Annotated in this window: 19 protein-coding genes; 12 read left to right on the forward strand and 7 right to left on the reverse strand. The window is 59.8% G+C overall.

Annotation, left to right across the window (positions count from 1 at the left end; translation table 11 throughout):
* Positions 1 to 35: 35 nt before the first annotated feature.
* From hpaE to JMV54_RS02385, 6 genes are all read right to left on the reverse strand, one after another.
* Positions 36 to 1,529: a 5-carboxymethyl-2-hydroxymuconate semialdehyde dehydrogenase gene (gene hpaE, locus JMV54_RS02360; RefSeq protein ID WP_201517304.1), complete on the reverse strand. Its 1,494-nt coding sequence runs from the start codon at positions 1,527 to 1,529 to the stop codon at positions 36 to 38.
* Positions 1,530 to 1,558: 29 nt separating this feature from the next.
* Positions 1,559 to 2,236, reverse strand: a complete 678-nt coding sequence (locus tag JMV54_RS02365; protein ID WP_201517305.1) for a GntR family transcriptional regulator — start codon at positions 2,234 to 2,236, stop codon at positions 1,559 to 1,561.
* The gene (locus tag JMV54_RS02370) at positions 2,233 to 3,723 is read right to left on the reverse strand and encodes a fumarylacetoacetate hydrolase family protein (protein ID WP_201517306.1); all 1,491 of its coding nucleotides are present in this window, start codon (positions 3,721 to 3,723) and stop codon (positions 2,233 to 2,235) included. The genes JMV54_RS02365 and JMV54_RS02370 overlap by 4 nt, the downstream gene beginning before the upstream one ends.
* Positions 3,724 to 3,878: 155 nt before the next feature.
* Positions 3,879 to 4,574 (reverse strand): Pr6Pr family membrane protein, encoded by a 696-nt coding sequence (locus tag JMV54_RS02375; protein WP_201517307.1) that lies wholly within the window; start codon positions 4,572 to 4,574, stop codon positions 3,879 to 3,881.
* 27 nt (positions 4,575 to 4,601) lie between these two features.
* On the reverse strand, positions 4,602 to 5,345 hold the full coding sequence (locus tag JMV54_RS02380) for an SDR family NAD(P)-dependent oxidoreductase (RefSeq protein WP_201517308.1): 744 nt from the start codon (positions 5,343 to 5,345) through the stop codon (positions 4,602 to 4,604).
* Between the two features lie 18 nt (positions 5,346 to 5,363).
* Positions 5,364 to 6,137 carry an SDR family NAD(P)-dependent oxidoreductase gene (locus JMV54_RS02385; RefSeq protein WP_338085371.1) on the reverse strand — a complete coding sequence of 258 codons (774 nt, stop codon included), beginning with the start codon at positions 6,135 to 6,137 and terminating at the stop codon, positions 5,364 to 5,366.
* A 117-nt stretch (positions 6,138 to 6,254) separates the two neighbouring features.
* Here JMV54_RS02385 and JMV54_RS02390 point away from each other — a divergent pair, with 117 nt between their 5' ends.
* The 11 genes from JMV54_RS02390 (at position 6,255) to JMV54_RS02440 (ending at position 17,963) form a co-directional block, all read left to right on the forward strand.
* Positions 6,255 to 6,959 (forward strand): GntR family transcriptional regulator, encoded by a 705-nt coding sequence (locus tag JMV54_RS02390; protein ID WP_201517309.1) that lies wholly within the window; start codon positions 6,255 to 6,257, stop codon positions 6,957 to 6,959.
* 112 nt (positions 6,960 to 7,071) lie between these two features.
* Positions 7,072 to 8,268, forward strand: a complete 1,197-nt coding sequence (locus JMV54_RS02395) for an iron-containing alcohol dehydrogenase (protein ID WP_201517310.1) — start codon at positions 7,072 to 7,074, stop codon at positions 8,266 to 8,268.
* Positions 8,269 to 8,294: 26 nt separating this feature from the next.
* Positions 8,295 to 9,743 (forward strand): aldehyde dehydrogenase family protein, encoded by a 1,449-nt coding sequence (locus JMV54_RS02400; protein WP_201517311.1) that lies wholly within the window; start codon positions 8,295 to 8,297, stop codon positions 9,741 to 9,743.
* A gap of 14 nt (positions 9,744 to 9,757) precedes the next feature.
* Positions 9,758 to 10,510 carry an SDR family oxidoreductase gene (locus JMV54_RS02405; protein ID WP_201517312.1) on the forward strand — a complete coding sequence of 251 codons (753 nt, stop codon included), beginning with the start codon at positions 9,758 to 9,760 and terminating at the stop codon, positions 10,508 to 10,510.
* 39 nt (positions 10,511 to 10,549) lie between these two features.
* The gene (locus JMV54_RS02410) at positions 10,550 to 11,818 is read left to right on the forward strand and encodes an ABC transporter substrate-binding protein (protein WP_201517313.1); all 1,269 of its coding nucleotides are present in this window, start codon (positions 10,550 to 10,552) and stop codon (positions 11,816 to 11,818) included.
* Between the two features lie 12 nt (positions 11,819 to 11,830).
* Positions 11,831 to 12,718 carry a branched-chain amino acid ABC transporter permease gene (locus JMV54_RS02415; RefSeq protein WP_201517314.1) on the forward strand — a complete coding sequence of 296 codons (888 nt, stop codon included), beginning with the start codon at positions 11,831 to 11,833 and terminating at the stop codon, positions 12,716 to 12,718.
* Positions 12,719 to 13,726 carry a branched-chain amino acid ABC transporter permease gene (locus JMV54_RS02420; protein ID WP_201517315.1) on the forward strand — a complete coding sequence of 336 codons (1,008 nt, stop codon included), beginning with the start codon at positions 12,719 to 12,721 and terminating at the stop codon, positions 13,724 to 13,726.
* On the forward strand, positions 13,726 to 14,502 hold the full coding sequence (locus JMV54_RS02425; RefSeq protein ID WP_201517316.1) for an ABC transporter ATP-binding protein: 777 nt from the start codon (positions 13,726 to 13,728) through the stop codon (positions 14,500 to 14,502). Before JMV54_RS02420 ends, JMV54_RS02425 begins: the two co-directional genes overlap by 1 nt.
* A 2-nt stretch (positions 14,503 to 14,504) precedes the next feature.
* Positions 14,505 to 15,209 (forward strand): ABC transporter ATP-binding protein, encoded by a 705-nt coding sequence (locus tag JMV54_RS02430; RefSeq protein ID WP_201517317.1) that lies wholly within the window; start codon positions 14,505 to 14,507, stop codon positions 15,207 to 15,209.
* A gap of 36 nt (positions 15,210 to 15,245) precedes the next feature.
* Positions 15,246 to 16,427: an L-2-hydroxyglutarate oxidase gene (lhgO, locus tag JMV54_RS02435; protein ID WP_201517318.1), complete on the forward strand. Its 1,182-nt coding sequence runs from the start codon at positions 15,246 to 15,248 to the stop codon at positions 16,425 to 16,427.
* A gap of 351 nt (positions 16,428 to 16,778) precedes the next feature.
* The gene (locus tag JMV54_RS02440) at positions 16,779 to 17,963 is read left to right on the forward strand and encodes an MFS transporter (RefSeq protein WP_201517319.1); all 1,185 of its coding nucleotides are present in this window, start codon (positions 16,779 to 16,781) and stop codon (positions 17,961 to 17,963) included.
* 141 nt (positions 17,964 to 18,104) lie between these two features.
* Here JMV54_RS02440 and JMV54_RS02445 read toward each other — a convergent pair whose 3' ends face one another.
* Positions 18,105 to 20,336: an Orn/Lys/Arg family decarboxylase gene (locus JMV54_RS02445; RefSeq protein ID WP_201517320.1), complete on the reverse strand. Its 2,232-nt coding sequence runs from the start codon at positions 20,334 to 20,336 to the stop codon at positions 18,105 to 18,107.
* A gap of 308 nt (positions 20,337 to 20,644) precedes the next feature.
* On the opposite strand from JMV54_RS02445, the gene JMV54_RS02450 reads away from it, so the two are divergent.
* Complete coding sequence (locus JMV54_RS02450; RefSeq protein ID WP_201517321.1) at positions 20,645 to 22,120, forward strand: NAD-dependent succinate-semialdehyde dehydrogenase; 1,476 nt, start codon at positions 20,645 to 20,647, stop codon at positions 22,118 to 22,120.
* The last annotated feature ends 110 nt before the right edge of the window (positions 22,121 to 22,230 follow it).

Genomic DNA, 22,230 nt, shown 5'->3' on the forward strand with positions numbered 1-22,230 from the left:
TTGGGCACCGCAGATGGGCGCCACGGGCAAGTGGGTTAGTTGGCGCCAAAGCGGGCGGTGTGCACGTCACCGAGGGTGATGTGCACGGCCTGCTGATCGGTGTAGAAGTCGATCGAGCGGTAGCCGCCTTCTTGGCCGAGGCCGGATGCCTTCACGCCACCGAAGGGTGAACGCAGATCGCGCACATTGTGCGAGTTGAGCCACACCATGCCGGCGTTGATGTTTTGGGCGAAGTTGTGGCCACGCTTGAGGTTTTCGGTCCACACATAGGCGGCGAGTCCGTAGCGGGTGTTGTTGGCCAGTTCGAGCGCCTCGTCTTCGGTGTCGAATGGCGTGATGGCGACGACGGGGCCGAAGATTTCTTCCTGGAAGATACGGGCGGTGGGTTCGACGTCGACGAACACGGTTGGCGCCACCCAGTTGCCCTCGGCAGGTGCGCCTTCGGGGCGGCCGCCGCCGGCAACACAGCGGCCTTCACTCTTACCGATTTCGAGGTACGACATGACTTTTTCGTAGTGTTCGGGATGCACGAGCGCACCCACTTCGGTGGCCGGGTCGAATGCATCCCCAACCTTGACGTTGCGGGCGCGTTCGGCGTAGCGCTCGATGAAGTCGTCGTAGATGCTGCGCTGCACGAGGATGCGGCTGCCGGCGGTGCAGCGTTCGCCGTTGAGCGAGAACACGCCGAACAGGGTCGAGTCGATGGCGGCGTCGAGGTCGGCGTCGTCGAAGACGATGGCGGGTGATTTGCCGCCGAGTTCCATCGACATGCCCTTGAGGTTGGCGGCGCAGTTGGCGTAGATGATCTGCCCGGTGCGTGATTCGCCGGTGAACGAAATGAGTGGCACATCCGGGTGTTTGACGAGCGCGTCGCCGGTGGTTTCACCGAAGCCGTTGACGAGGTTGAACACGCCCTTGGGCAGACCCGCATCCTCAAAAATTCCGGCCCACAGCTGCGCGGATGCGGGCGTGAACTCGGCGGGTTTCAGCACCACGGTGCATCCCGAGGCGATTGCGGGTGCGAGCTTCCACGACTCGAGCATGAACGGAGTGTTCCAGGGGGTGATGAGCCCGGCGACGCCCTTGGGTTTGCGGTTGACGTAGTTCATCTGGGTGCCGGGCACTTTGAAGGCGTTGTCGTGCTGGGCGACGATGAGGTCGGCGAAAAACCGGAAGTTTTCGGCGGCGCGGCGGGCCTGGCCCTTGGCTTGGGTGATGGGAAGGCCGGTGTCCCAGGTTTCGATTTCGGCGAGTTCTTGGTCGCGGGCTTCGACGGCGTCGGCGATGGCGTTGAGCACGCGCGCTTTTGCGCGGTTTTTCATGCGCGGCCAGGGGCCATTGGTGAATGCTTCGGTGGCGGTGGCGACGGCACGGTCGATGTCGGCTTTATCACCGGATGCGGCGGTGCCGTAGGCCTCGTTGGTTTGCGGGTTGAGCACCTCGAAGGTTTCGCCCGAGACTGAGTCGACGAATTCGCCGTTGATGTAGTGCTTGATGTTGGTGGGGACGTTGGCGGGGCGCTGGGTCATTGGAGTCTCCTGACGGTCGCGTGGCTTCGTTAGTCGTGGTGGGGCTGGATGCGGGTGAGTACCGCATCCATGGTGTTGAGCCGGTGGGCGCGGGCACTGGCTTCGATGTCAGCGGCGGGTGCACCGGTTTCGATGAGTTTGAGCAATTGGTCGTGTTCGGTTACCGATTCACGGGTGCGTTCGGGGACGAAGCCGAACGATGATTCGCGCATGGTTTCGAGGCGGTGCCAGCCACGTTGCACGAGGTCCGCGATGTGATTGTTATTGCAGTGCTGGAAAAGCACTTCGTGGAAGTTGCGGTTGAGTCGCGTGAATTCGGCGGGGTCGAGGTCGGGTTCGTTGGCGAGCGCGCGCATTTGGTCGTTGATGGCGCGGGCTTCGGCAAGATCGGATGCGGTGAGCTGCGGTGCCGATTGGGCGGTTGCGAACGCTTCAACAACACTGAGGGTTTGCATGGTGTCGCGGTAGATGGTGCGGTCGGGGATTGCGACCTGGGCGCCGACATTGTGGGTGAAGGTGACTGCGCCCTCGGCTTCAAGCATCCGGATTGCTTCGCGTACGGGCACGGTGGAGCAGCCGAGTTCGGTGGCGATTTTGCCGAGCACGAGCCGGTGGCCGGGGTTGAATTCGCCGGTGGTGATGCGCTCGCGTAGCCAGTCGTAGGCGAGCTGGGTTTTGGATGCTTGGGGTGCGGAGAGTGTGGTCATGAGTTTTGTTGGGTTTGGCGCCACTGCTGGTAGCGGGTTTTCCATTCGCCGGTGGGTGGGAAAAGGCCCTCGATGGGGTTGCCGGCTTGCACCTGGTCGAACACCCAGCCGTCTTGGAGTTCTTGTTCGTAGGCGTCGTTGACGACCTCTTCAAATAGCGCTGGTGGGATGACGATGACCCCGTCGTCGTCGCCGACGATGATGTCGCCGGGTTGGACGGTGGTGCCGCCGCAGGCGATGGTGCCGTCGAATTCCCAGGGCACGTGCCGGCGGCCGAGTACCGCGGGGTGGTTGCCGGATGAGTACACGGGGATACCGAGTTCGGCGACCGCGGCTGAGTCGCGCACGCCACCGTCGGTGACGATGCCGGCGGCGCCGAGCACCTGAGCGCGGGCACCGAGCACATCGCCGAGGGTTCCGGTGCCGCGCTCGCCGCGGGCTTCCATCACCACCACATCGTCGGGCTGAACCGAGTCGATGGCTTGTTTTTGAGCGTTGTAGCCGCCGCCGTACTGTTTGAAGAGGTCTTCGCGGTTGGGTACGTAGCGCAGGGTTTTGGCGTAGCCGAGGATGCGGCTGCCGGGGTGGTTGCAGGTGACGCCATCGATGGTGCAGTTGATGATGCCGCGTTTGCGCAGCTGCGCCCACAGGGTTGCGACGGCAATTTTTTCGACTTTGGCGCGCAGCTCGGGGGTGATGGCGGTGCGGGGTTTGATGACGGGTGCGAGCCCGGCTGCTTCGCGCGAGCCCCAGGCTTCTTCGCGCTGGGTGTCGTCGACCTTGGGTTGGGCGCCGAATGCGGGGATCGGGTGGGAGCCTTCTACCACGCGGGTGATGAGCCGTCCGGTGGTGGGTGCGCCAGGGACGGTGGGTGCGTCGACTTCGACTTCGACGGTTTGGCCGGGTTCGGCGACTGATGAGCCGGCGGGTGTGCCGGTGAGGATGACGTCGCCGGGTTCAAGGGTCATGAGCTGGGAGAGGTCGGCGACGAGCTGGCCGAATGGGAATACGAGTTCGGCGGTGGTGTCGTCTTGGCGCAGTTCGCCATCGACCCAGGTGCGCACACGCAGTGCTTTCGGGTCGAGCCGGTCGGCGGGGATGATGGCTGGGCCGAGCGGGGTGTAGCCGTCGCCCGATTTGTTTTTGAGGTTGGAGCCTTTGTCGGCGTGGCGGAGGTCGTAGAGGCCCCAGTCGTTGGCGGCGGTGATGCCGGATACGCAGTTCCAGCCTTCGGCGGGGTCGACGCGGCGGGCGGTTTTGCCGATGATGAGTGCGATTTCGCCTTCAAATGCGAGCAGCTGGGTGCCCTTGGGGCGTTCGATGGTGTCGCCGGTTTTGGCGATTGAGGTGCCGGCTTTGAGGAAGTATCCGGGGGCTTTGGGGGAGCGGCCGCGCTGGGCGATGCGTGAGGGGTAGTTGAGGTGCAGTGCGATGATTTTGCCGGGGCGCTGCTTTGTGAAGTCGGCGGGGATGGGGATGATCGGCATGGTGAGGCTCCCTCTTTGGCTGCTCAGCGGGCGGCGCTGCCCGTGCGATATACGGAATCATATACGATCCGGGATGCGCGCCAAGGGCCGGGTGCCAATTGTCAGCCGGCTTTGAGGGTTGGGTGAAATTCCTCGGCCCCACTTTATTTGCTCGCTTATCGGTGATCCCGATGCGCCAGCCAGGCGCGCAAATTACCGAGCAGATGCAGAACTAGCGACACCGCCAGGAACGCGATGACGACGTATCCCATCATGCTCATTACCCGGCCCCAGCCACCGTCGAGAGTGGGGTCGAGGAACTTGTAGGGGTACCAGCCGGCGATCGCGCCGCGAATCCAGGTGTAGGCGAGCCACGCGATCGGCAGCAATAGCCACACGAGCGACCGCCACCAGCGGGCGCGGCGCGTGGCGGTAATCAGCAGCCACCCGAGTAGTGCCGCGACGGGCGCGACCCGGTGGGCGACGATGTTGTGCCACGGCAGATCCCAGCGCGTGAACTCGCCGGGTTCGGCCACGAGCACCGCGTAGATGATGCCCGTCATCACCATCATGAACGTGAGCATGCCGCGCAGATCGTCCCACCACACCGGCAGCTTCTTGCGCATCGAAACCGCGCCGACCACGCACACGAGGCCGAACAGTGCGTTCGACACATTGGTGAAGTGCGAGAGCGTTTGAATGAGCGTGTGATCCGATGCACCCGTGGCTGAGCGCCACGCGTTGTACACCACCGAGGCGAGTGCGAGCCCGCCGATCACCAGCCGTAGCAGCCGGATCCATGACCGGTCGGGATGCAGCGCGTTATTGAGTTTCGGGGCGCGGTTTATTGCGGGAAGTGTTGGCGACGGCATGACAGACAGTCTGGCACGGGTGCTAGATCAGCCCGCCATGTACAAGCCGCCGTTCACATCGATTTGGGCGCCGCTAATGAATGACGAGCGCTGAGACAGAAGATAGGTGACAGTATCGGCGACTTCGCCCGGGCGGCCGAGTCGTCCCAGTGGGGTTGCGCGTTCCAGCTCGCCGTCCGATGCAGCAACAAGATCGTTAGTCATGGGTGATTCGATAATTCCGGGAGCAACAGCATTCGCCCGAATCCCGCGATCTCCCAGCTCGATGGCGATAGTGCGCATGAACGAGACGATCGCACCCTTTGTGGCTGCATAGTGGGCGTGATTTCGTGAGCCGCGTTCGCCGGCAATCGAAGCAAAATAAACCAGTGACGCATTGTCACGGAGGTGGGGGAGAAGCGTCGAAGTCAGGGTGGCTACGGCGTCGAGATTGATCGAGATCGTGGTGCGCCACTGCTCTGTGGTCATTTCTGCAAATGGATGTGCGACGTAGATTCCAGCAGCAGGCGCAAAGCCATCCACCCCACCAAGTTGCGCTCCGGCAGCCGCAATCGCTCGCTGAGTTTCGGGAAGCCGAACGTCTCCGCCCACGGTGAGCACGGTTCTACCGGTGGCTTGAGCTTCGGCAGCAATCGATTCGAGACTTGATTCATCGAGTTCGTGGAGCACAAGATTCGCGCCCTCATCGAGCAGCCGCTGGGCGAGTTCACGTCCAATTGCGCCGGCGGCTCCGGTGATGACGATGTTTTTATCTTTGAGATGAAGGTCCATGTTGGGTTCCTTTGCGAGCTATTCGTACCAGTTGCCGTCGATCGAGAGGCCGCCGTCAACGCGAAGTGTGTGTCCCGTGATGTAGGAAGCATCGTTGGAGAGCAGCCAAACGATTGGCTTGGCAATTTCTTGGGGCGAAGCGAAGCGGCCCAGCGGGGTGCGATCGGTAATGGGCTTGGTCTGCAGCTTTCCTGCCGCGGTGAGGTCGTCGGTGAATGGGGTAGTGACGTACCCGGGAGCGACTGCGTTTGCCCGGATTCCATCGGGTGCCCACTCCACGGCAAGGGACCGGGTGAAGCCCTCGATAGCGGTTTTTGCGGTGTTGTAGCTTGCACGTTTCGGCATACCGAGTGCGCTGGCGATCGATGAAATAGTCACGATCGAGCCTGGTTCATCCTTGCGTAGCAGCTCGTATGCGGCGCGACATACCCGCATCGTGCCGTGGAGGTGTACGTCGATGAGCGACATCCAATCGTCGTCAGTCATTTCCGCTGTTGCCACGGGGCGAGAAATACCAGCGCAAGCAACCAGTGCGGCGAGCGAGCCCTCAGTGGCTGCTATGTCGGCGAATGCGGCGTTGACTTCAGCGGTGCTGGTGATATCGACTTGAATACAGCGAGTCCGTTCCGCCAGGCTTTTCGGAAATTCAGCCATCGCGGATACGTTGCGGTCAAGGATGACCGCCTGTGCGGAAGGGCCGGATTGAAGCCAGGTTTCGGCCACGGTGCGACCAATCCCGCTGCTGCCTCCGGTAATCACTGCAGTGCGTTTTGGAGTGTTTATGCTGCCCACTTGACACCTCAATGTGTAGAACGGGTAGCAGTGGGGGTCAACGTCGACCTCACTGCCTTTTCCACGACACAATAGGTAAGTTTTGGATCCAAAACAAGCCATGAGCGAGGTTGAGTAATGAACGATGGGTTGGTCACCGGTGCGCTGTTTAACGGCGCCAGTGAGACCGCGCGTGTGGTGCATGAGCTGCGAGAACTCATTCTTCGAGGTTCGTTTACCCCGGGTGAGCGACTGGGGCAAGAGATGCTGGCAAAGCGTCTCCAGGCAAGTCGAATGCCGGTGCGGGCGGCGCTACAGCAACTCGAGCGCGAAGAGCTGGTCACGATTGTCCCGAACTCTGGCGCTTGGGTGACCAGAATGGATGCGGAGCAGATTGATGCGATCTATCGGTTGCGAGAGGTGATTGAACCGCTCGTAGTGCGAACGAGTCTTCCGAACCTCACTGCTGAGCAGATTGAGCGTATACATGAGCTTGGCGACAAGGTGGATGAAGTTACCGAGAACCCTGAGCGGTTCGATGAGTTCATGGTCCTTGAGCGCGAGTTTCATATTGCAACGTTCGCGGGTGCGGACTTCCCCGGTTATCGAGACCGTGTCGAGCAGCTCTGGAACCGTACCCAGTTTTCTCGTGGCACGGTGGCTTGCCAATTCACCGCCGCCGATTGGGCTTGTACCCGAGCAGATCATCACCTGATGCGCTACTACATCGATAACTGCGATGCTGAAGCGCTTGGGGAGATTGTCAGGCTGCATATTCGCCGCACTCGGCGTCTGGGTGCACAACTTGAGCTGCTCAAGGACCAATCAATTGGATCCAATTGAGTTGACATCTTGTTCCATGCCCCGTACTCTCGCAGTCAACGAACTACCGAGGATCGTGTTAGTGCAATGACGCACCGGTGCTGAATAGCACCCAATGAGAGGGGCATTGACAATGACGTCAACCAACTGGTGGCCTTCATCCACCCAACCGTCAACTTTTTTGGCTCCACACCTCGTGGCAGGCGGGGCGGGAAGTGCGCGAAATCTTGCTCCGCTTCTTCGCAATGAGCTGCACATCGATGGTGGGAAAGTTTTCCTGGCGATCGATGATGCGGTGGATGCGGCCGGTCTGATCTCGCCGATTGCTGATTCGCTCAAATCGAGTGGTTTTGAAGTCGTCCAGCGCGGTGGGTTCGGGGCAGAACCCGTAGACGAAATCGTTGACGCTGCAGCTGCTGAGGCACGAAGCCAAGACGTTACAGCTGTCATCGGCGTCGGCGGTGGTTCCGTGCTCGACTCGGCAAAACTGATCGCACTCTTGCTTCGCAACGAAGGCGGCTCGGCGGATTGGGTCGGAGCAGTTGAACCTGGAACTGAGGTGGCTCCGCTGCTGCTGATTCCAACCACCTGCGGAACTGGTTCCGAAACGACAAATATCGCGATGGTCACTGTCGCTGGTAACAAGCGATCCTCGGTGTGTTCCGGGTTTGTGCCTCCCGTTGCCGTGCTTGATCCAGAGCTAATTGCAAGCTTGCCGCCCAAGGTGATTGCGGCTACCGGTATGGATGCGCTTGCACATGCCGTCGAATCTCTGATGTCAACGCAGGCCTCGATGCTTTCGGCGCATGCCTCATTCCATGCGATGGAACTGCTCATTGGAAACCTCGAACGAGCTGTCGCAGGCGATAAAGAGGCATTGGCATACACACTCTGGGGCGCTCACCTGGGCGGCCAGTCGCTCAATGCCGGTGTGGTTCTGGGCCACTCAATGGCGTATAGCTTCGCCCACGCGACACCGATGCCGCACGGGGTTTCCTGCGCGCTTGCACTCCCATATTGCATCGCCTTCAACCAAAACATTGATTCGCGGCTGGCTGAACGAATTGCACTTGCTCTGACAGCAGGTAAGTCCGACTCGCTTCGCGAAGCAGCCCAGGAAGTTCAAGACCTAGCACGTCGAATCGGGCTGCCCACGACATACGCCGAAGCTCGTATCGATCCATCGCGTTCGGATGAACTCGCGGCATACTGCGCAGCGCAGTATCCCCGCCCCACGAACCCAGAGGGGATGGATGCAGAACGACTGCAAATTTTGTTCTCAGCGGTTGAAACCGGTGACCTGAACCTCGCGTTCAGCGCGACCGCATAGTGGCGGAATCGGAGAGGGGTATTGATATGAAATACGGTGAACTGCAGCTTCACATTGGTGCGCAACAGCGAGGTGCGTCCGAGGGTGGTCAGATTGAGGTGCTGAACCCGTCGAATGGTGAGGTGATTGCGAAAGTCCCCGCTCTGACCGCTGAGGATCTACCAGCTGTGTTTGCTGCGGCTGAGTCAGGAGCAGCTCAGTGGCGAGAAACAGACGGTATTGAGCGCGGACGCATCCTGCTGCACGCCGCGCAATTGGTTCGAGAACATGCTTCTGAACTCGCAGAGATCATCACCAGTGAGCTCGGAAAGCTACCTGCAGATGCGGCCGGTGAAGTTGAAAAATCCGCACAGTTTCTCGAGTATTACGGCGGCATGGGCCGCGATGAATTCGGCGGAATCATGTTTGATGGCCGGCCAAATACGGTGACTTCCCGAGTTCGTGAACCGCTCGGGGTGGTGGCGCTTATCACACCGTGGAATGACCCGCTGCTCACCCCCTGTCGGAAGCTGGGGCCGGCGCTGATCTCCGGCAATGCTGTCATTATCAAGCCGGCTTCCGCGACGCCACTTTGTGTCATGAAGCTGGCCGAGCTCTTGCGAGAAGCCGGGCTGCCGGATGGTGTCTTGACCGTGGTCACTGGCCGCGGAGATGCAGTGGTGCACGACCTCATTGACCACCCGGCTATCGCTGGCGTGTCTTTTACCGGTTCGACCGAAACCGGAATGTCGATCCAAAAGCAACTCGCCGGCAAAAACATCCGGGTCCAGACCGAGATGGGTGGGAAAAACACCCTGCTGGTCATGGACGATGCTGATCTCGACCTAGTGGAATCGGCTGTCGTAGCCGGGGGGCTCGGTCAAGTGGGGCAGCGGTGTACCGCGACGAGTCGAATTGTTGTACATGAAGCAATCGCAGATGAGTTGCAAGACCGACTCGTCAAGGTCTTTCAATCTCAACAGGCCGGTCCAGCAACAGCACCTGGAGTGACAGTGGGACCGGTTGTTGATTCGCGCGCACGCGAATCAATTCTGGAACATCGGGATCGGGCCGTTGCACAGGGAGCGCGAGTAATCGCAGCAGCGCCGCTAACCGACGGTCAACAAGACCGTGCTTTCCTCGTCGCTCCTGCCTTGTTGGAGGTCTCAACCAAGCAGGACATCTGGAACGAGGAAGTATTTGGTCCGATAATCGGGATGGCAAAGGTTGCATCTTTTGAAGAGGGTGTGGCAGCCGTTAATGATACGAGCTACGGACTTGCCGCCGCGATTTTCACACGGTCACTAGCAAACGCATTCGAATTTGCTCGGCGCGCAAATGCTGGACAGGTTTCAATCAACCACCCCACAACCGGGTGGGATGTTCATCACCCGTTCGGCGGTTTCGGAGATTCGGGTTCGGGGTACAAAGAACAGGGCCGACAGGCACTCGAGTTCTATACGCGCTGCAAGACAGTCGCGCTGAGAAGCCATTAGGTGAGGTGTATGCAATGAGTGTTGTCGATCTACTTTCACTATCCGGCAAACGAGTGCTTGTGACCGGAGGTAGCCGAGGCCTTGGGCTCGGAATGGCTCGCGGCATGCGTGAAGCGGGTGCGGCGGTGGCGATCATGTCACGGACTGCAGAGCAAGTGCACGCAGCTGCGTCCGAGATTTCGGCGCTTCCGCTCGTGGCTGATGCCAACGGTGACCCGGCACAGATCCTTACAGAAGCTGAGGAGTTGCTCGGCGGTGGCATTGATTGTGTCGTTCACGCAGCCGGTATTCAGCACCGGGCCGCAGCAGAAGAGTTTCCGGCAGAAGAATGGGATAACGTTCTTCGTACGAACCTGACTGCCCCCTTCCGTCTCAGTCAAGAACTTGGGCGCAGGCAACTACAGGCGGGTTGTTCAGGGAGCCATATTTTTATCGGTTCGCTTACAAGCACACTATCGATTCGCGGAATTACCGCGTACACGGCGTCAAAATCGGCTATCTATGGAGTGATCCGAAGCCTGAGCACCGAATGGGCTGGCCGCGGGATTCGGGTGAATGGGATTGCCCCAGGATATTTCCGTACGAATCTAACCGAGTCGGTATTCTCTGATCCGGAGACGTATGCCAATATGCTTCGCCGTATCCCGATGGAGCGGTTCGGTGATCCAAAAGAACTCGCCGGCCCAGCGGTATTCCTCGCATCGGATGCTGCTTCCTACATTACTGGGCAATTGATCACAGTCGACGGCGGCTGGACAGCCGCCTGACCCCTACCAAATTGGCAACCAAGAATCACGGAGTTGGCCATGTCTATTTTTCAACAACAGCTTTCACGTCGGGGCTTGTTGCGTGTCGGCGGAGGGCTGGCAGCGGCAGCAGCGGTCGGAACAAGCCTGGTTGGGTGCTCGTCTCCCGGAACCACGGATGACGTGCTGCGTATTGGCTGCATGCTTCCGATTACTGGCCCGAATGCTCTGCTCGGGCAGTCATCTTGGCGAGGCGTTGAACTCGCCGCACAGATGCGTAATGAAGCGGGTGGTATCGCCGGCAAGAAACTAGAAATTGTATTTGCCGATGTTCCCGATGTGCGTATGGCAGCTTCTGAGTCACGCCGACTGGTATTCAGCAAGAACATCAAGATCTCGCTGGGCACTTATGGATCATCACTGAGTCTGGCTGCTTCGGAGGTGTTTGCACGCACTGGCTATGCCTATGTCGAGCTGGGTGGTGTTTCGCCTGCGATTGTTAGCCGTGGGTATGAGCGGGTTTTCCGAATCAATCCAGATTCGAACAAGATGGCGATCAAAGCCTTGGAAATCATGAAGGACTTTGTGGCTCCCCAACTTGGTAAGTCGCCGAGCGAGCTCAAAGTCATGGTGGTTCATGAAGACTCGAACTACGGGCAGTCGCTCGCGACAGCCGCCAAGAAGGCGGCCGAGCCACTTGGCATGAAGATCTTTGCCACCGAGGCGTATTCGGCCAAACAAACTGACGTGTCGTCAACTGTGGCCCGTATTAAGGCCGCAAAGCCCGATGCTGTCTTTGCCATCTCCTACGCTGCTGATGCCGTATTGCTCGGCCGGTCAATGCGGGACGCCGGAGTGAAAGTTCCCGCCTGGGTAGGTGGCGGTGGCGGCTACTCGATGCAGGAGTTTTCGAACGCTCTCGGAAGTGCAGCAGACGGTGTGCTTGACGCAGACTTCCCGCAGCCCCGGATGAACACCGAGCAGGCACCAGGACTGCCAGAGTTCTTGGAACGATACCGCGAGAAGTATGGTGTCGATCCCGACTCAGGGTATCCGCAGGTTAACTTCACAGGCGCCAGCCTGGTATTCGACGTGCTCGAATCGATCGGCGGCATCGATGACCCTGACGCATTCGCCCAGGCAATGCGTCAAGCTGACTTCGCTGCGGGGCAGTCAGTGTGCGGTTGGGGTCTCCAAATCGGTGACGACGGGCAGAACACTCGTTCAGACCACAACGTTATGCAGTGGCGCGACGGAAAACTCGAAACTGTCTATCCGGCAAAGTACGCGGTTCGTGACGCTGAACTGATCACACCCTTTAGTCGGTAGGAGCGGATACTCATGGAAGCAATAATTCAGGCAGTTATGAGCGGCCTGTTGCTCGGTGGCGTTTATGCGCTTATCGCAACTGGTCTCAACATCATTTTCGGTGTGGTGAAGATCACGAACTTTGCCCATGGTGAACTGGTCATGATTGCGATGTACATGACCTGGTTCCTGTGGACATCGTGGTCAGTGAATCCCTATGTGTCGCTCTTCATCGTCACGCCACTCATGTTCTTGTCGGGTGTTGTGCTGCAGAAGGTCATCCTGGAACCGATGCAGGACTCCTCGGCGAATATGAAGATCTTTGTAACTCTGGGACTCTCGGTTTTTCTACAGAACCTGATGCTCTTCCTTTACGGCGGACAGTTCCGAACCGTCACCGTTGGGTGGGCTGACCAGACGATCACAATCGGCGGTATCACAGCAACCTACGGTCGACTGCTCGCGTTTGCTGTAGCCGTGTTGCTGGTGATCGGAATCTTCTACATCATGAACCGCACCATGGTCGGACGAGTGCTTGCCGCGGTTTCGGAAGATCGCGATACCGCGCGAATGATCGGTATCCCGGTGCGTAGGTTCTACCTGCTCGCAATGGGGCTCGGCGCGGCTATGACCGGCATCGCTGGTGTGCTCATCATCCCGTTCCAGGCTGCATACCCGATGGTTGGTGCCCACTACACGCTGATGGCGTTCGTGGTGGTAGTCATTGGCGGTCTCGGCAACATGACTGGCGCACTGCTCGGTGGTCTCACCCTGGGCATCATCGAGACCCTGACAGGTACGTTCATCGACCCCGCGCTGCAGCAGGTTGCGGTGTTCGTGGTCTTCATCATCGTGCTCATCGTGCGGCCCGCCGGCATTTTTGGTGGCTCGGCCCGTAACGCAGAAGTGGGGCTGAAGTAAATGTCGAAACGAAGCATTCTTGGGCTTGGTATAGCCGCTCTAGTGGCGCTCGTCTTGCCGCTTGTCGTCAAGGACCAGTACGTCCAGCACGTTGCAATTGTCACCTTTATCTACATCGGTATCACGGTTGCTTGGAACCTCATGGCGATTGGCGGGACGCTATCGTTGGGTCACGCCGCATTCTTCGGTGTTGGCGCCTACACGACGGCCATCCTGTTCATCAAGTTTGGGGTTAACCCATGGGTCGGCATTCTGTTGTCGATGGTGACATCCGCGCTTACTGCGCTGCTGTTGGTGGTGCCGCTGCTGCGACTTCGGGGGCCGTTCTTCACACTCTCGTCACTCGCATTCGTCGAGGTACTGCGATTGCTCGCGATTTGGGCGGTTCCAGTGACTAATGGTTCGTCGGGGCTCACAACGCCGTCGGATCAGGGCTTTGCCTACATCTCGTTTGAGAACCGGGAACCCTACTACTACATTGTGCTGGCGTTCGTGATCATCGTGGTGGCCTTCTCGGTTTGGCTCTACGGGTCGAAGGTTGGCTACCATCTGCGTGCCCTCAAGACGGATGAGCAGGCGCTTCGAGCACTCGGTGTCCGTACGAATGGGCTCAAGATCTCGATCATGGTGATCTCAGCGGCCATCACCGGCGCGTTTGGTGCGTTCTCAGCCATCTACTACTTCGTGATCGAACCGGAGACGCAGTTTTCGATGATGCTCTACTCGGTGCAGCCAGCGCTTAATGGCATCATCGGCGGTATGGGCACTGTTGTGGGTCCGATCATCGGCGCCGTGCTCATGACCCCCCTTGGCGAATGGCTGCACACGGCCTTCTCGGGAGCCCAGGGCGTGAACTTCATGATTTACGGTCTGGTGCTCATCGTGATTGTTCGTCTGCTACCGGGCGGTCTTGTCGATGGCTGGAACCAGCTGTTCTCGAGAAAGCAAACAAGCAAAATCAGCTCCGATGCGGCAGAGACTTCCGCTGCGAAAGGCGGTGAAGAGTAGTGACTAACGAAAATCTGCTCGAGGTTCGGGACGTATCGAAGCGTTTCGGTGGTGTACAGGCAGTCGGAGGTGTTTCGCTCGACGTGAAACCCAACGAGATTGTCGGAATTATCGGTCCCAATGGAGCTGGTAAAACCACCTTCTTTAATCTCCTTTCGGGACTATTCATTTCGGATACCGGCAGCATCACTTTCGACGGACGCGACATCACGAAGGCCGACCTGGCTACCCGCGCGCGAATGGGGATCGGCCGTACGTTCCAGGTTGTGCGCCCGTTTGCTGGCATGACGGTTGCCGAGAACGTCATGGTGCCGTTGCTGGTGAACAACTCGAACGTTCGGGAATGCAAAACCCGAGCCCTAGAGCTGCTCGAAGAACTCGGTATTCCAGAGCTCGCGAACGTGCCCACCGAGTCGCTCACGCTCGCGCAACGCAAGCGCACCGAGGTGGCTCGTGCGCTTGCCACCGATCCGAAGCTGCTGCTGCTCGATGAGGTGCTGGCTGGCCTCAATAGCCGCGAGGTCGTTGAAGTGCTGCCATTCGTTAACCGGGTGCGTGAGCGTGGCGTGGCAATCCTGATGATTGAACACATCGTGGCGGCTGTGACCGAAGTGTCCGACCGGATGATCGTCCTCGATCACGGACAACTACTGACGAGCGGTCTTCCGCATGATGTCATCAGTGATCCCAAGGTCATTGAGGCCTACCTCGGTACAAAACACAGCGCTGATACGACTGCCATCAAGATCATGAACGAGGCGAAGGGGGAGCAGTAACCATGCTGGAGATCAAGAATGTATCCGCCTACTACGGTGATGCACAGGCTCTCGAGGATGTATCACTGACGCTCCCTGACAGCGGCATTACTGCGCTGCTCGGTCCGAACGCGGCTGGGAAGACGACTACCCTGCGCGTGATTAGCGGCATTCTCAAGGCTGCTAGTGGCTCGATCACGTTCGACGGCGAAGATATCACCCACCTTCATCCGTCTGAGCGCGTGGAACGTGGAATTGTTCAGGTCCCGGAGGGCCGTAAGCTTTTCGGCTCGCTTTCGGTAGAAGACAACCTGTTGCTTGGTGGATATGTCAGTCGAAAAGACCGAAAGACCAAGGAGCGCCTGGACGGCATCTATGAGCACTTCCCGCGCCTGAAAGAGCGGCGGAAACAAGAAGCTGGACTGCTTTCGGGTGGTGAACAGCAGATGGTTGCGGTTGGGCGTGGGCTTATGGCTGCACCGAAAGTGCTGATGATTGACGAGATGTCACTTGGCTTGGCGCCAGTGGTGGTCGAGCAGATGTTCCAGCTCGTCCGTGACATTGCGACTGAGAATATGTCAGTGCTCATCGTTGAGCAGCACGTGCAAAACGCGCTCGAGATCTCCGACCACGGCACCATCATCGAGGGCGGGATCACGCGAATGTCAGGAACTGCCTCAGAACTGCTGTCGAGTGACTTGGTGAGGGAATCGTATTTCGGCGGCTAGGGTGCTGGCGTTACCGGAAGTGAGGTTGAAAGCGGTATGAAAAATTCATCTGTGGCGGTAGTGGGCGCCGGTATTATTGGTGCAGCTACCGCAGCATTACTCACTGAACGTGGGCACTCGGTAACGGTTTTTGAAAAAGAGCAAAGTGCGGCAGCACATCAAACCGGGCACAATAGCGGCGTCGTGCATGCTGGGCTGTATTACGAGCCAGGAAGTTTGAAAGCGCGGCTCACTCGTCGAGGCGTCGAACTTCTGCACGAATACTGTGAGAGACGTGGTGTGGCGTATGAGGCCTGCGGCAAGCTGGTTGTTGCGCACCGCGCCGACCAGCTTGAGCGGCTGAATCACATTGCTGAACGTGCTCGAGCAAATGGCGTGCCGGGAATTGAAGTTGTCGATGCCGAGCGCATCCGTGAGATCGAACCCAATAGTGTGGGAATTGCGGCGGTGCACTCACCAAGCACAGCGATAGTCGACTATCCGGGCGTCACACGAAGTCTGCTCGATGATGTCGTCCTCGGGGGTGGCGAGCTTCGTTTCGGAGACAGGGTCACTCGTGTGACAAAGCGCGGCCGCCAGCACGTTGTTGAATCCGAGCGAGGCGGCGGTGCGTTTGACTACGTCATCGTCTGCGGCGGGCTGCAATCCGATCGCATCGCCAAAAAATCCGGTGCCGACCCCTATCCCGCAATTGTTCCGTTCTACGGTGACTATTTCGAGTTGGCTGCCGACAAGACACACCTTGTCAACGGGCTGCTGTATCCCGTTCCTGATCCTGCCTATCCGTTCCTTGGCGTGCATCTCACAAGGATGATTGATGGGCGAGTGACCGTCGGGCCGAACGCCTTTCTCTCGTTTGCACGCGAGGGATACACCCGATGGAGTCTCAACATTGGCGATCTGTGGCAGACCTCGACGTCGGCGGCGTTCTGGCGGTTCGCCAGCCAGAACATGCGTGCCGCGCGGGAGCAGATTGCCACCGCGAGCAAACGGTCGTTTGTTGAAGGTGCGCAGGAGTTCATGCCGGAAATCGAAGCGTCCGACATGAAGTGGGGCGGCCGCGGGATTCGTGCGCAGGCGATGAATCGAGATGGTTCGCTACTCGACGATTTTGCGATCGAGCGAATCGATAATGCGGTATTTGTGCGAAATGCGCCGTCCCCCGCGGCGACGTCGTCGCTCGCGATTGCCGAGCACATTGTCGACCAGCTGTTTTAGTCAGCCCCCGGAACATAAGAACCGTCTCACGCCCATCCCAACCACCGGCATACATCACGCGCAGCACGCTTTCATCGGACGTCGTGAGGCAGATCACGCGAGGGTCGCACATCGACGGTCGCGAAGGTGCACGAGGTCGCTGCCATGTAGCGATCGAGGTGCGGGCGGATTGGGCTACGGGGTTCTGCGCGAGTACGTGAAGGCCGAGTTCGGTGCTGTAACCGGACTGAACTGGCTCGTCCTGACTTTGTAGCTCTTGCACGTTCATGCGTGACTGAAGCCATAGCGGTAAGTCGGCTGCTGCATTGTCGAATTCACTTCGTTCTCACGAAATCCGTACACTAATTCCTCATGGCTGCCGAGGTTCTGTCAATGCGCAACGCATTCGCGTTCATCGCTCTCAGCTCGGCTGGTATTGCGTGCTTTGCGGCGGTCGACGTCGTTTATTTCCAGACACTCGGCTATTCGCTCGCATTTATCGGCTTGATGGCGGCAGCTTTCAATATCGCGCTCACCGCTGCGGAGCTTCCCTTCGCGGTGCTCTTCGATCGATACTCAAACAAACGCGCCCTGCAAATCGGAAATGCACTGCGCATCGCCGCCTTCGCACTGTTCTTCGCGAACCTCAACGAATCATCCCTCGTGCTCGCACAAATCATTGCGGGTGTAGCCACAGCTGCAATGACGGGCACCTCGAACGCAATCATCGTCAACTCGCTTCCAAGCCGTGACCCCGACGTGATTGCGAAGGCATACGGCAAGATCACCTATGTGTCCGCTGCGGCTGGCATTGTCGGGGGCCTCACCGGAGTGCTCATTTTCGCGGTCTGGCCACAGGGAATCTGGTTGGCCGCCATCGTGTTCTTTGTCGCCGCAGGCATCGTGATCGCGTTTTTTCGCGACAAAATCACCGACCACCACCAACTGCCCTGGCCCAAGTTCGCGCGCCAGGCGCTCGGGACCGTTCGTGCGCCCCATGCCTGGCTCGTAGTCGTCACCAACGCCGCCGCAGTCGCGCCATTCTACCTGTGGCAAGTGAAGTTCAATGAGGTCTCGCTCGCGTTCCTCGCCATCGGCTACCTCGGGCTCAACATTGCCAACCTTGTCGGACCGATGCTGTTGCGCATTCTGAAGATCCGCGTCGCACACCTTGCGGTCGTTGCCATCATCAACGTCGCCGCAACCGTAGCGTTTGCACTCTCGGACGGTCCGGTACTGATCTGGGCATCGTTCGTCGTTCATGTTGCGTTACAGGGCATGCTGCAGGTGCTGGTTGCCGGGCTTTTTCACCAGGGCGTGCCGGATGGCGTGCGGGCAACGGCGGTATCGATTCTGTCGATGACCCACTCGCTGGTCGTAGCACTGGTGGCACCGGTCGTCACCTGGGTGGGGCAAACCTTTGGGCTCGGCTGGGGTGTATCAATTTCAGCTGTTCTCTACCTGTTGATCACCGTGGGCGGATTACAACGCCGCATTCGGCAGGCAGGGAAAGGTACCAACGGTGAGAACGACGCCGATGTCGACACCGGCCAGTGAGTTCAGCGGAAGATTTCGGCGCCAGGATGCGCCAGGCGCCGTCGAAGCACCGAAATTTTCCGCGTTCCTCACGCCGGGCAGCAAAAAATCGGCGCCGTCGCGAACAACCCCACAGTTCGCGACGGCGCCGAGCCGAAAACCCTAGTCTTCGCGGATACACGCCACCGACGGCACACCATCGCGCGCCAGGCCGTGCGTGTCTCCCGCAAAACCGGGGAATTCATCGGCAATCGCCGACTCGACCACCAGGTAGTCGACCATCCGCTGGGTCACCCGCTCGCCAGGCACCACCAGCGGAATCCCCGGCGGGTAGGGCGTCAACAGCACCGCGGTGATGCGGCCCGCCAGCTCGGCCAGAGGCACATGCTCCACCTTCCCCGAGGTCATCGCGGTCCACGCATCTGCGGGCAGCATCGCCATCTCGGGGTCGTCGAGATAAATATCGGTCGATAGGTTCGCGAAGTCGGTCTCGCGGTAGCGTTCGTGCATCGCCTGGCACAGATCCGCCAGCCCGCGCCCGCGATAGCTTGGCTCTTCGGCGCAGAATCGCGGCATTACCCGCTCAAGCGGCGCGTTCTCGTCAAAGGCGCGCTTGAACCGGTGCAGCTCGGCAATCAGCGTGTTCCAACGCCCCTTGGTCACACCGATCGTGAACAGCACAAACAGGCTGTACAGCCCGATCTTCTCAACCACGATGCCGTGCTCGGCGAGGTATTTCGCCAGTACCGGCCCCGGAATCCCAATCTCGCCAAACGAACCGTCAAGGTTCAGGCCGGGCGTGGTGAGCGTCACCTTCAGCGGGTCGAGCATCGTGAACTCGTTATCCACCGAGTCACCAAAGCCGTGCCAGGCATCCTGCGGCCGTAGCAGCCAGTCGCTGCGATCGAGCTGGTCGGCACCCTGCGAGGTTTCGGGGCCCCACACCTCGAACCACCAGTCGCCGGGTTCGCGCTCGGCGCCGATGCGGGTGATGGCGCGGCGGAACTCGAGCGCTTCGGTGATGGCTTCGCCCACCAGCGCCCGGCCACCAACCCCGCGCATCATCTCGGCCGAAACATCGCAGCTGGCAATGATCGCGTACTGCGGCGAGGTGGAGGTGTGGATGAGATACGACTCGTTGAAAATCTCGCGGTCGAGCTGGCGGGTGGCCGAGTCTTGCACCAGCACCTGCGAGGCCTGCGAAAGCCCGGCGAGCAGTTTGTGGGTCGACTGTGTGGCATACACGAGCGACGATTCGGTGCGCTCGGCAGTGTTGTCGACGGCGTGCATATCGCGGTACAGCTCGTGGAATGCGGCGTGGGGCACCCAGGCCTCATCGAAGTGCAGCGCCTCGACATGCCCGTCGAGGGTGCGCTTAATTTCGCTGGCGTTGTAGAGGATGCCGTCATAGGTCGACTGCGTCAGCGACAAGATCTTGGGCGTTGCGTCGGGGTTTTCAACCAGCGGATGGTTGCGGATGCGTTCGCGGATCGCTTCGGGATCGAACTCGCTGCGCGGGATCGGGCCGATAATGCCGGCCCGGTTGCGGGTCGGGCGCAGATAGATCGGCACGGCGCCGGTCAGCATCAGGCTGTGCAGGATCGACTTGTGGCAGTTGCGGTCAACCAGCACCACATCGCCGCGGTTCACGCACGAGTTCCACACGACCTTGTTTGAGGTCGAGGTGCCGTTAGTCACAAAAAACAGGTGGTCGGCGCGGAAGGTTTCGCTGGCGCGCTGTTCTGATTCGGCGATCGGCCCCGAGTGGTCGAGCAGCTGACCGAGTTCTTTCACCGAGCTCGACACATCGGTGCGCAGCATGTTTTCGCCAAAAAACCCGTGGAAGAGCGTGCCCACCGGCGACTTCAAAAAGGCGGTGCCGCCCGAGTGGCCGGGGGAGTGCCACGAGTAGGCGCCGTCGTTTGAATAGTGAATGAGCGACTTGAAAAACGGCGGCGCAAGTTCGCGCAGGTAGTTGGCGGCTTCGCGCTGGATGGTGCGCGCCGCGAACGCGGGCGTGTCTTCGTGCGCGTTGACGACACCTTCGATTTCACTGAGCACCTCGACGGGGATGCGGCGAGCGGTGAGCTGTTCGCCATACAGGTACATCGGGATGCGTTCGTTCTGTCCTCGCACCACCGCGACAAATTCGCGCAGCGCATCCATGTGCCGGTCATCCTCGCTGGTCATAGCGCGTGGATCTACCACGTACACGACAGCCGAGTTGTCGGTGGTGAGGCGGCCGAATGCGTTGGCGTCGTCAACCGTGTGGATGTGTTCAACGGTGGTGCCCGAATCACGCAGGGCGGTTTCGAGCGCGTCGAGCGCCGCCCAGGTTTCGGGGGCGGGCTGTACCGAATTGGTGACGATCGCGATGGGGAAGTCGATGGTCATGTCTTGCCTTCGCGGTGGGCGGTAACCGTATGGGCTACCGGCGGGTGGATGCACAGCCACTTTGCTGTGCTCCAGCAGCCTAGCGTGAAATGTGAACGTCATTCGCATCCGATTTTGAGGTGCCGGGTGTCATTTCGGGTGCGGATGCGTGCGCGTGCACAACCCTATTGTGGTGCCCGAGTGCGCCGGCACTAAGGCGACGTTCTGGTTGCCGGTGTAGTTTCGATTCAGTGCATCCGTCAGCGTCGACCACCGTGTGGCGAGCGTAAACGCGGATCCGCATCATTTGGAACTTTAGAGAGGCACAGATGAGCTACCCCACCGAAGCAGAACTGCTCGCCAAACTCCCCACGCAGCTGTACATCAACGGCGAATGGGTTGACGGTGAGAACGAACCGTTCAGCGTCTACGACCCGGCCACCGGCGAAGAATTGGTCAAGGTTGCAAACGCCACCCCCGCTCAGGCAAAGGCAGCTCTCGACGCTGCGGTCGCGGTGAAGGACGAGTGGGCACGCACCACTCCGCGTCACCGCTCCGACCTGCTGCGCGCGGCATTCGACAAGATCAACGAGATGCGCGACGAATTTGCGCTGCTGATGACTCTCGAAATGGGTAAACCGCTCAACGAATCGCAGGGTGAGGTCACCTACGGCGCCGAATATGTGCGCTGGTTCTCAGAGCAGGCACCGCGCGTGCTCGGTCGCTACGGCTCGACCCCCGAGGGCAACGCCCGCATGATCGTTTCGAAGCACCCGGTTGGCCCCTGCTTCCTCATCACCCCGTGGAACTTCCCGCTGGCGATGGCCACCCGCAAGATCGCTCCGGCGCTCGCGGCCGGTAACACCTGCGTGGTGAAGCCCGCATCGCTCACCCCGCTGACCACGCTGCTGTTCGTGAAGGTGCTCGAAGAGGTCGGCGTTCCCGCCGGTGTGGTCAACGTCATCACCTCGCGCGACACCGCCGGTGTGTCGAACCAGATCATGGAAGACCCGCGCCTGCGCAAGGTTTCGTTCACCGGTTCAACGCCGGTGGGTGTTGGCCTGCTCAAGAAGGCTGCCGACAACGTGCTGCGCTCGTCGATGGAGCTCGGCGGTAACGCACCGTTCGTGGTGTTTGAAGACGCCGACCTCGACAAGGCAGTTGAGGGTGTGCTCGCCGCGAAATTCCGCAACATCGGCCAGGCATGCACCGCCGCTAACCGCATTTACGTGCACTCGTCGATTGCTGACGAGTTCGCGAAGCGTGTCGGTGAGAAGGTTACCGCCTACAAGATGGGCCGCGGCACCGAAGACGGTGTGGTGATCGGTCCCCTCGTCGAGCAGAAGGCGGTCGACAAGGTCGACTCGCTCGTGCAGGATGCGGTTGCTCGCGGCGCCGAGGTTGTCACCGGTGCGAAGCGCGGTGAGGGCGCAGGCTTCTTCTACGAGGCCACGGTGCTCAACAATGTTTCGCCGGATGCGGACGTGTGCCGCGAAGAGATTTTCGGCCCGGTGCTGCCGATCGTGCAGTTCGACACCGAGGATGAAGCCGTCGAGCTCGCCAACGGTTCGGAATACGGCCTCATGTCGTATGTCTACACCGAAAACTTCTCGCGCGGTCAGCGCATGATGGACCGCATCGAGGCAGGCATGATGGGCCTGAACGTCGGTGTGCTCTCGAACGCCGCCGCACCGTTCGGTGGTGTGAAGGCTTCGGGTCTCGGTAAGGAAGGCTCGTTCGAAGGTATCGAGGAATACCTCAACACGAAGTACACGGCGGTTCCCGACCCGTTCGCAGACCAGTAGTTCGCTAGCGTGCACCGCCCGCGGCTAGGCAAACCTCGAGTTGCCGGCCGCGGGCGGTTTGCGTTTCAATAACGAGCCCGGTGGGCCGGCTGGCCCGGCGAATCAGCTGG

Origin of the sequence: Gulosibacter hominis (assembly GCF_904842695.1) — a bacterium.
Lineage (GTDB): Bacteria > Actinomycetota > Actinomycetes > Actinomycetales > Microbacteriaceae > Gulosibacter > Gulosibacter hominis.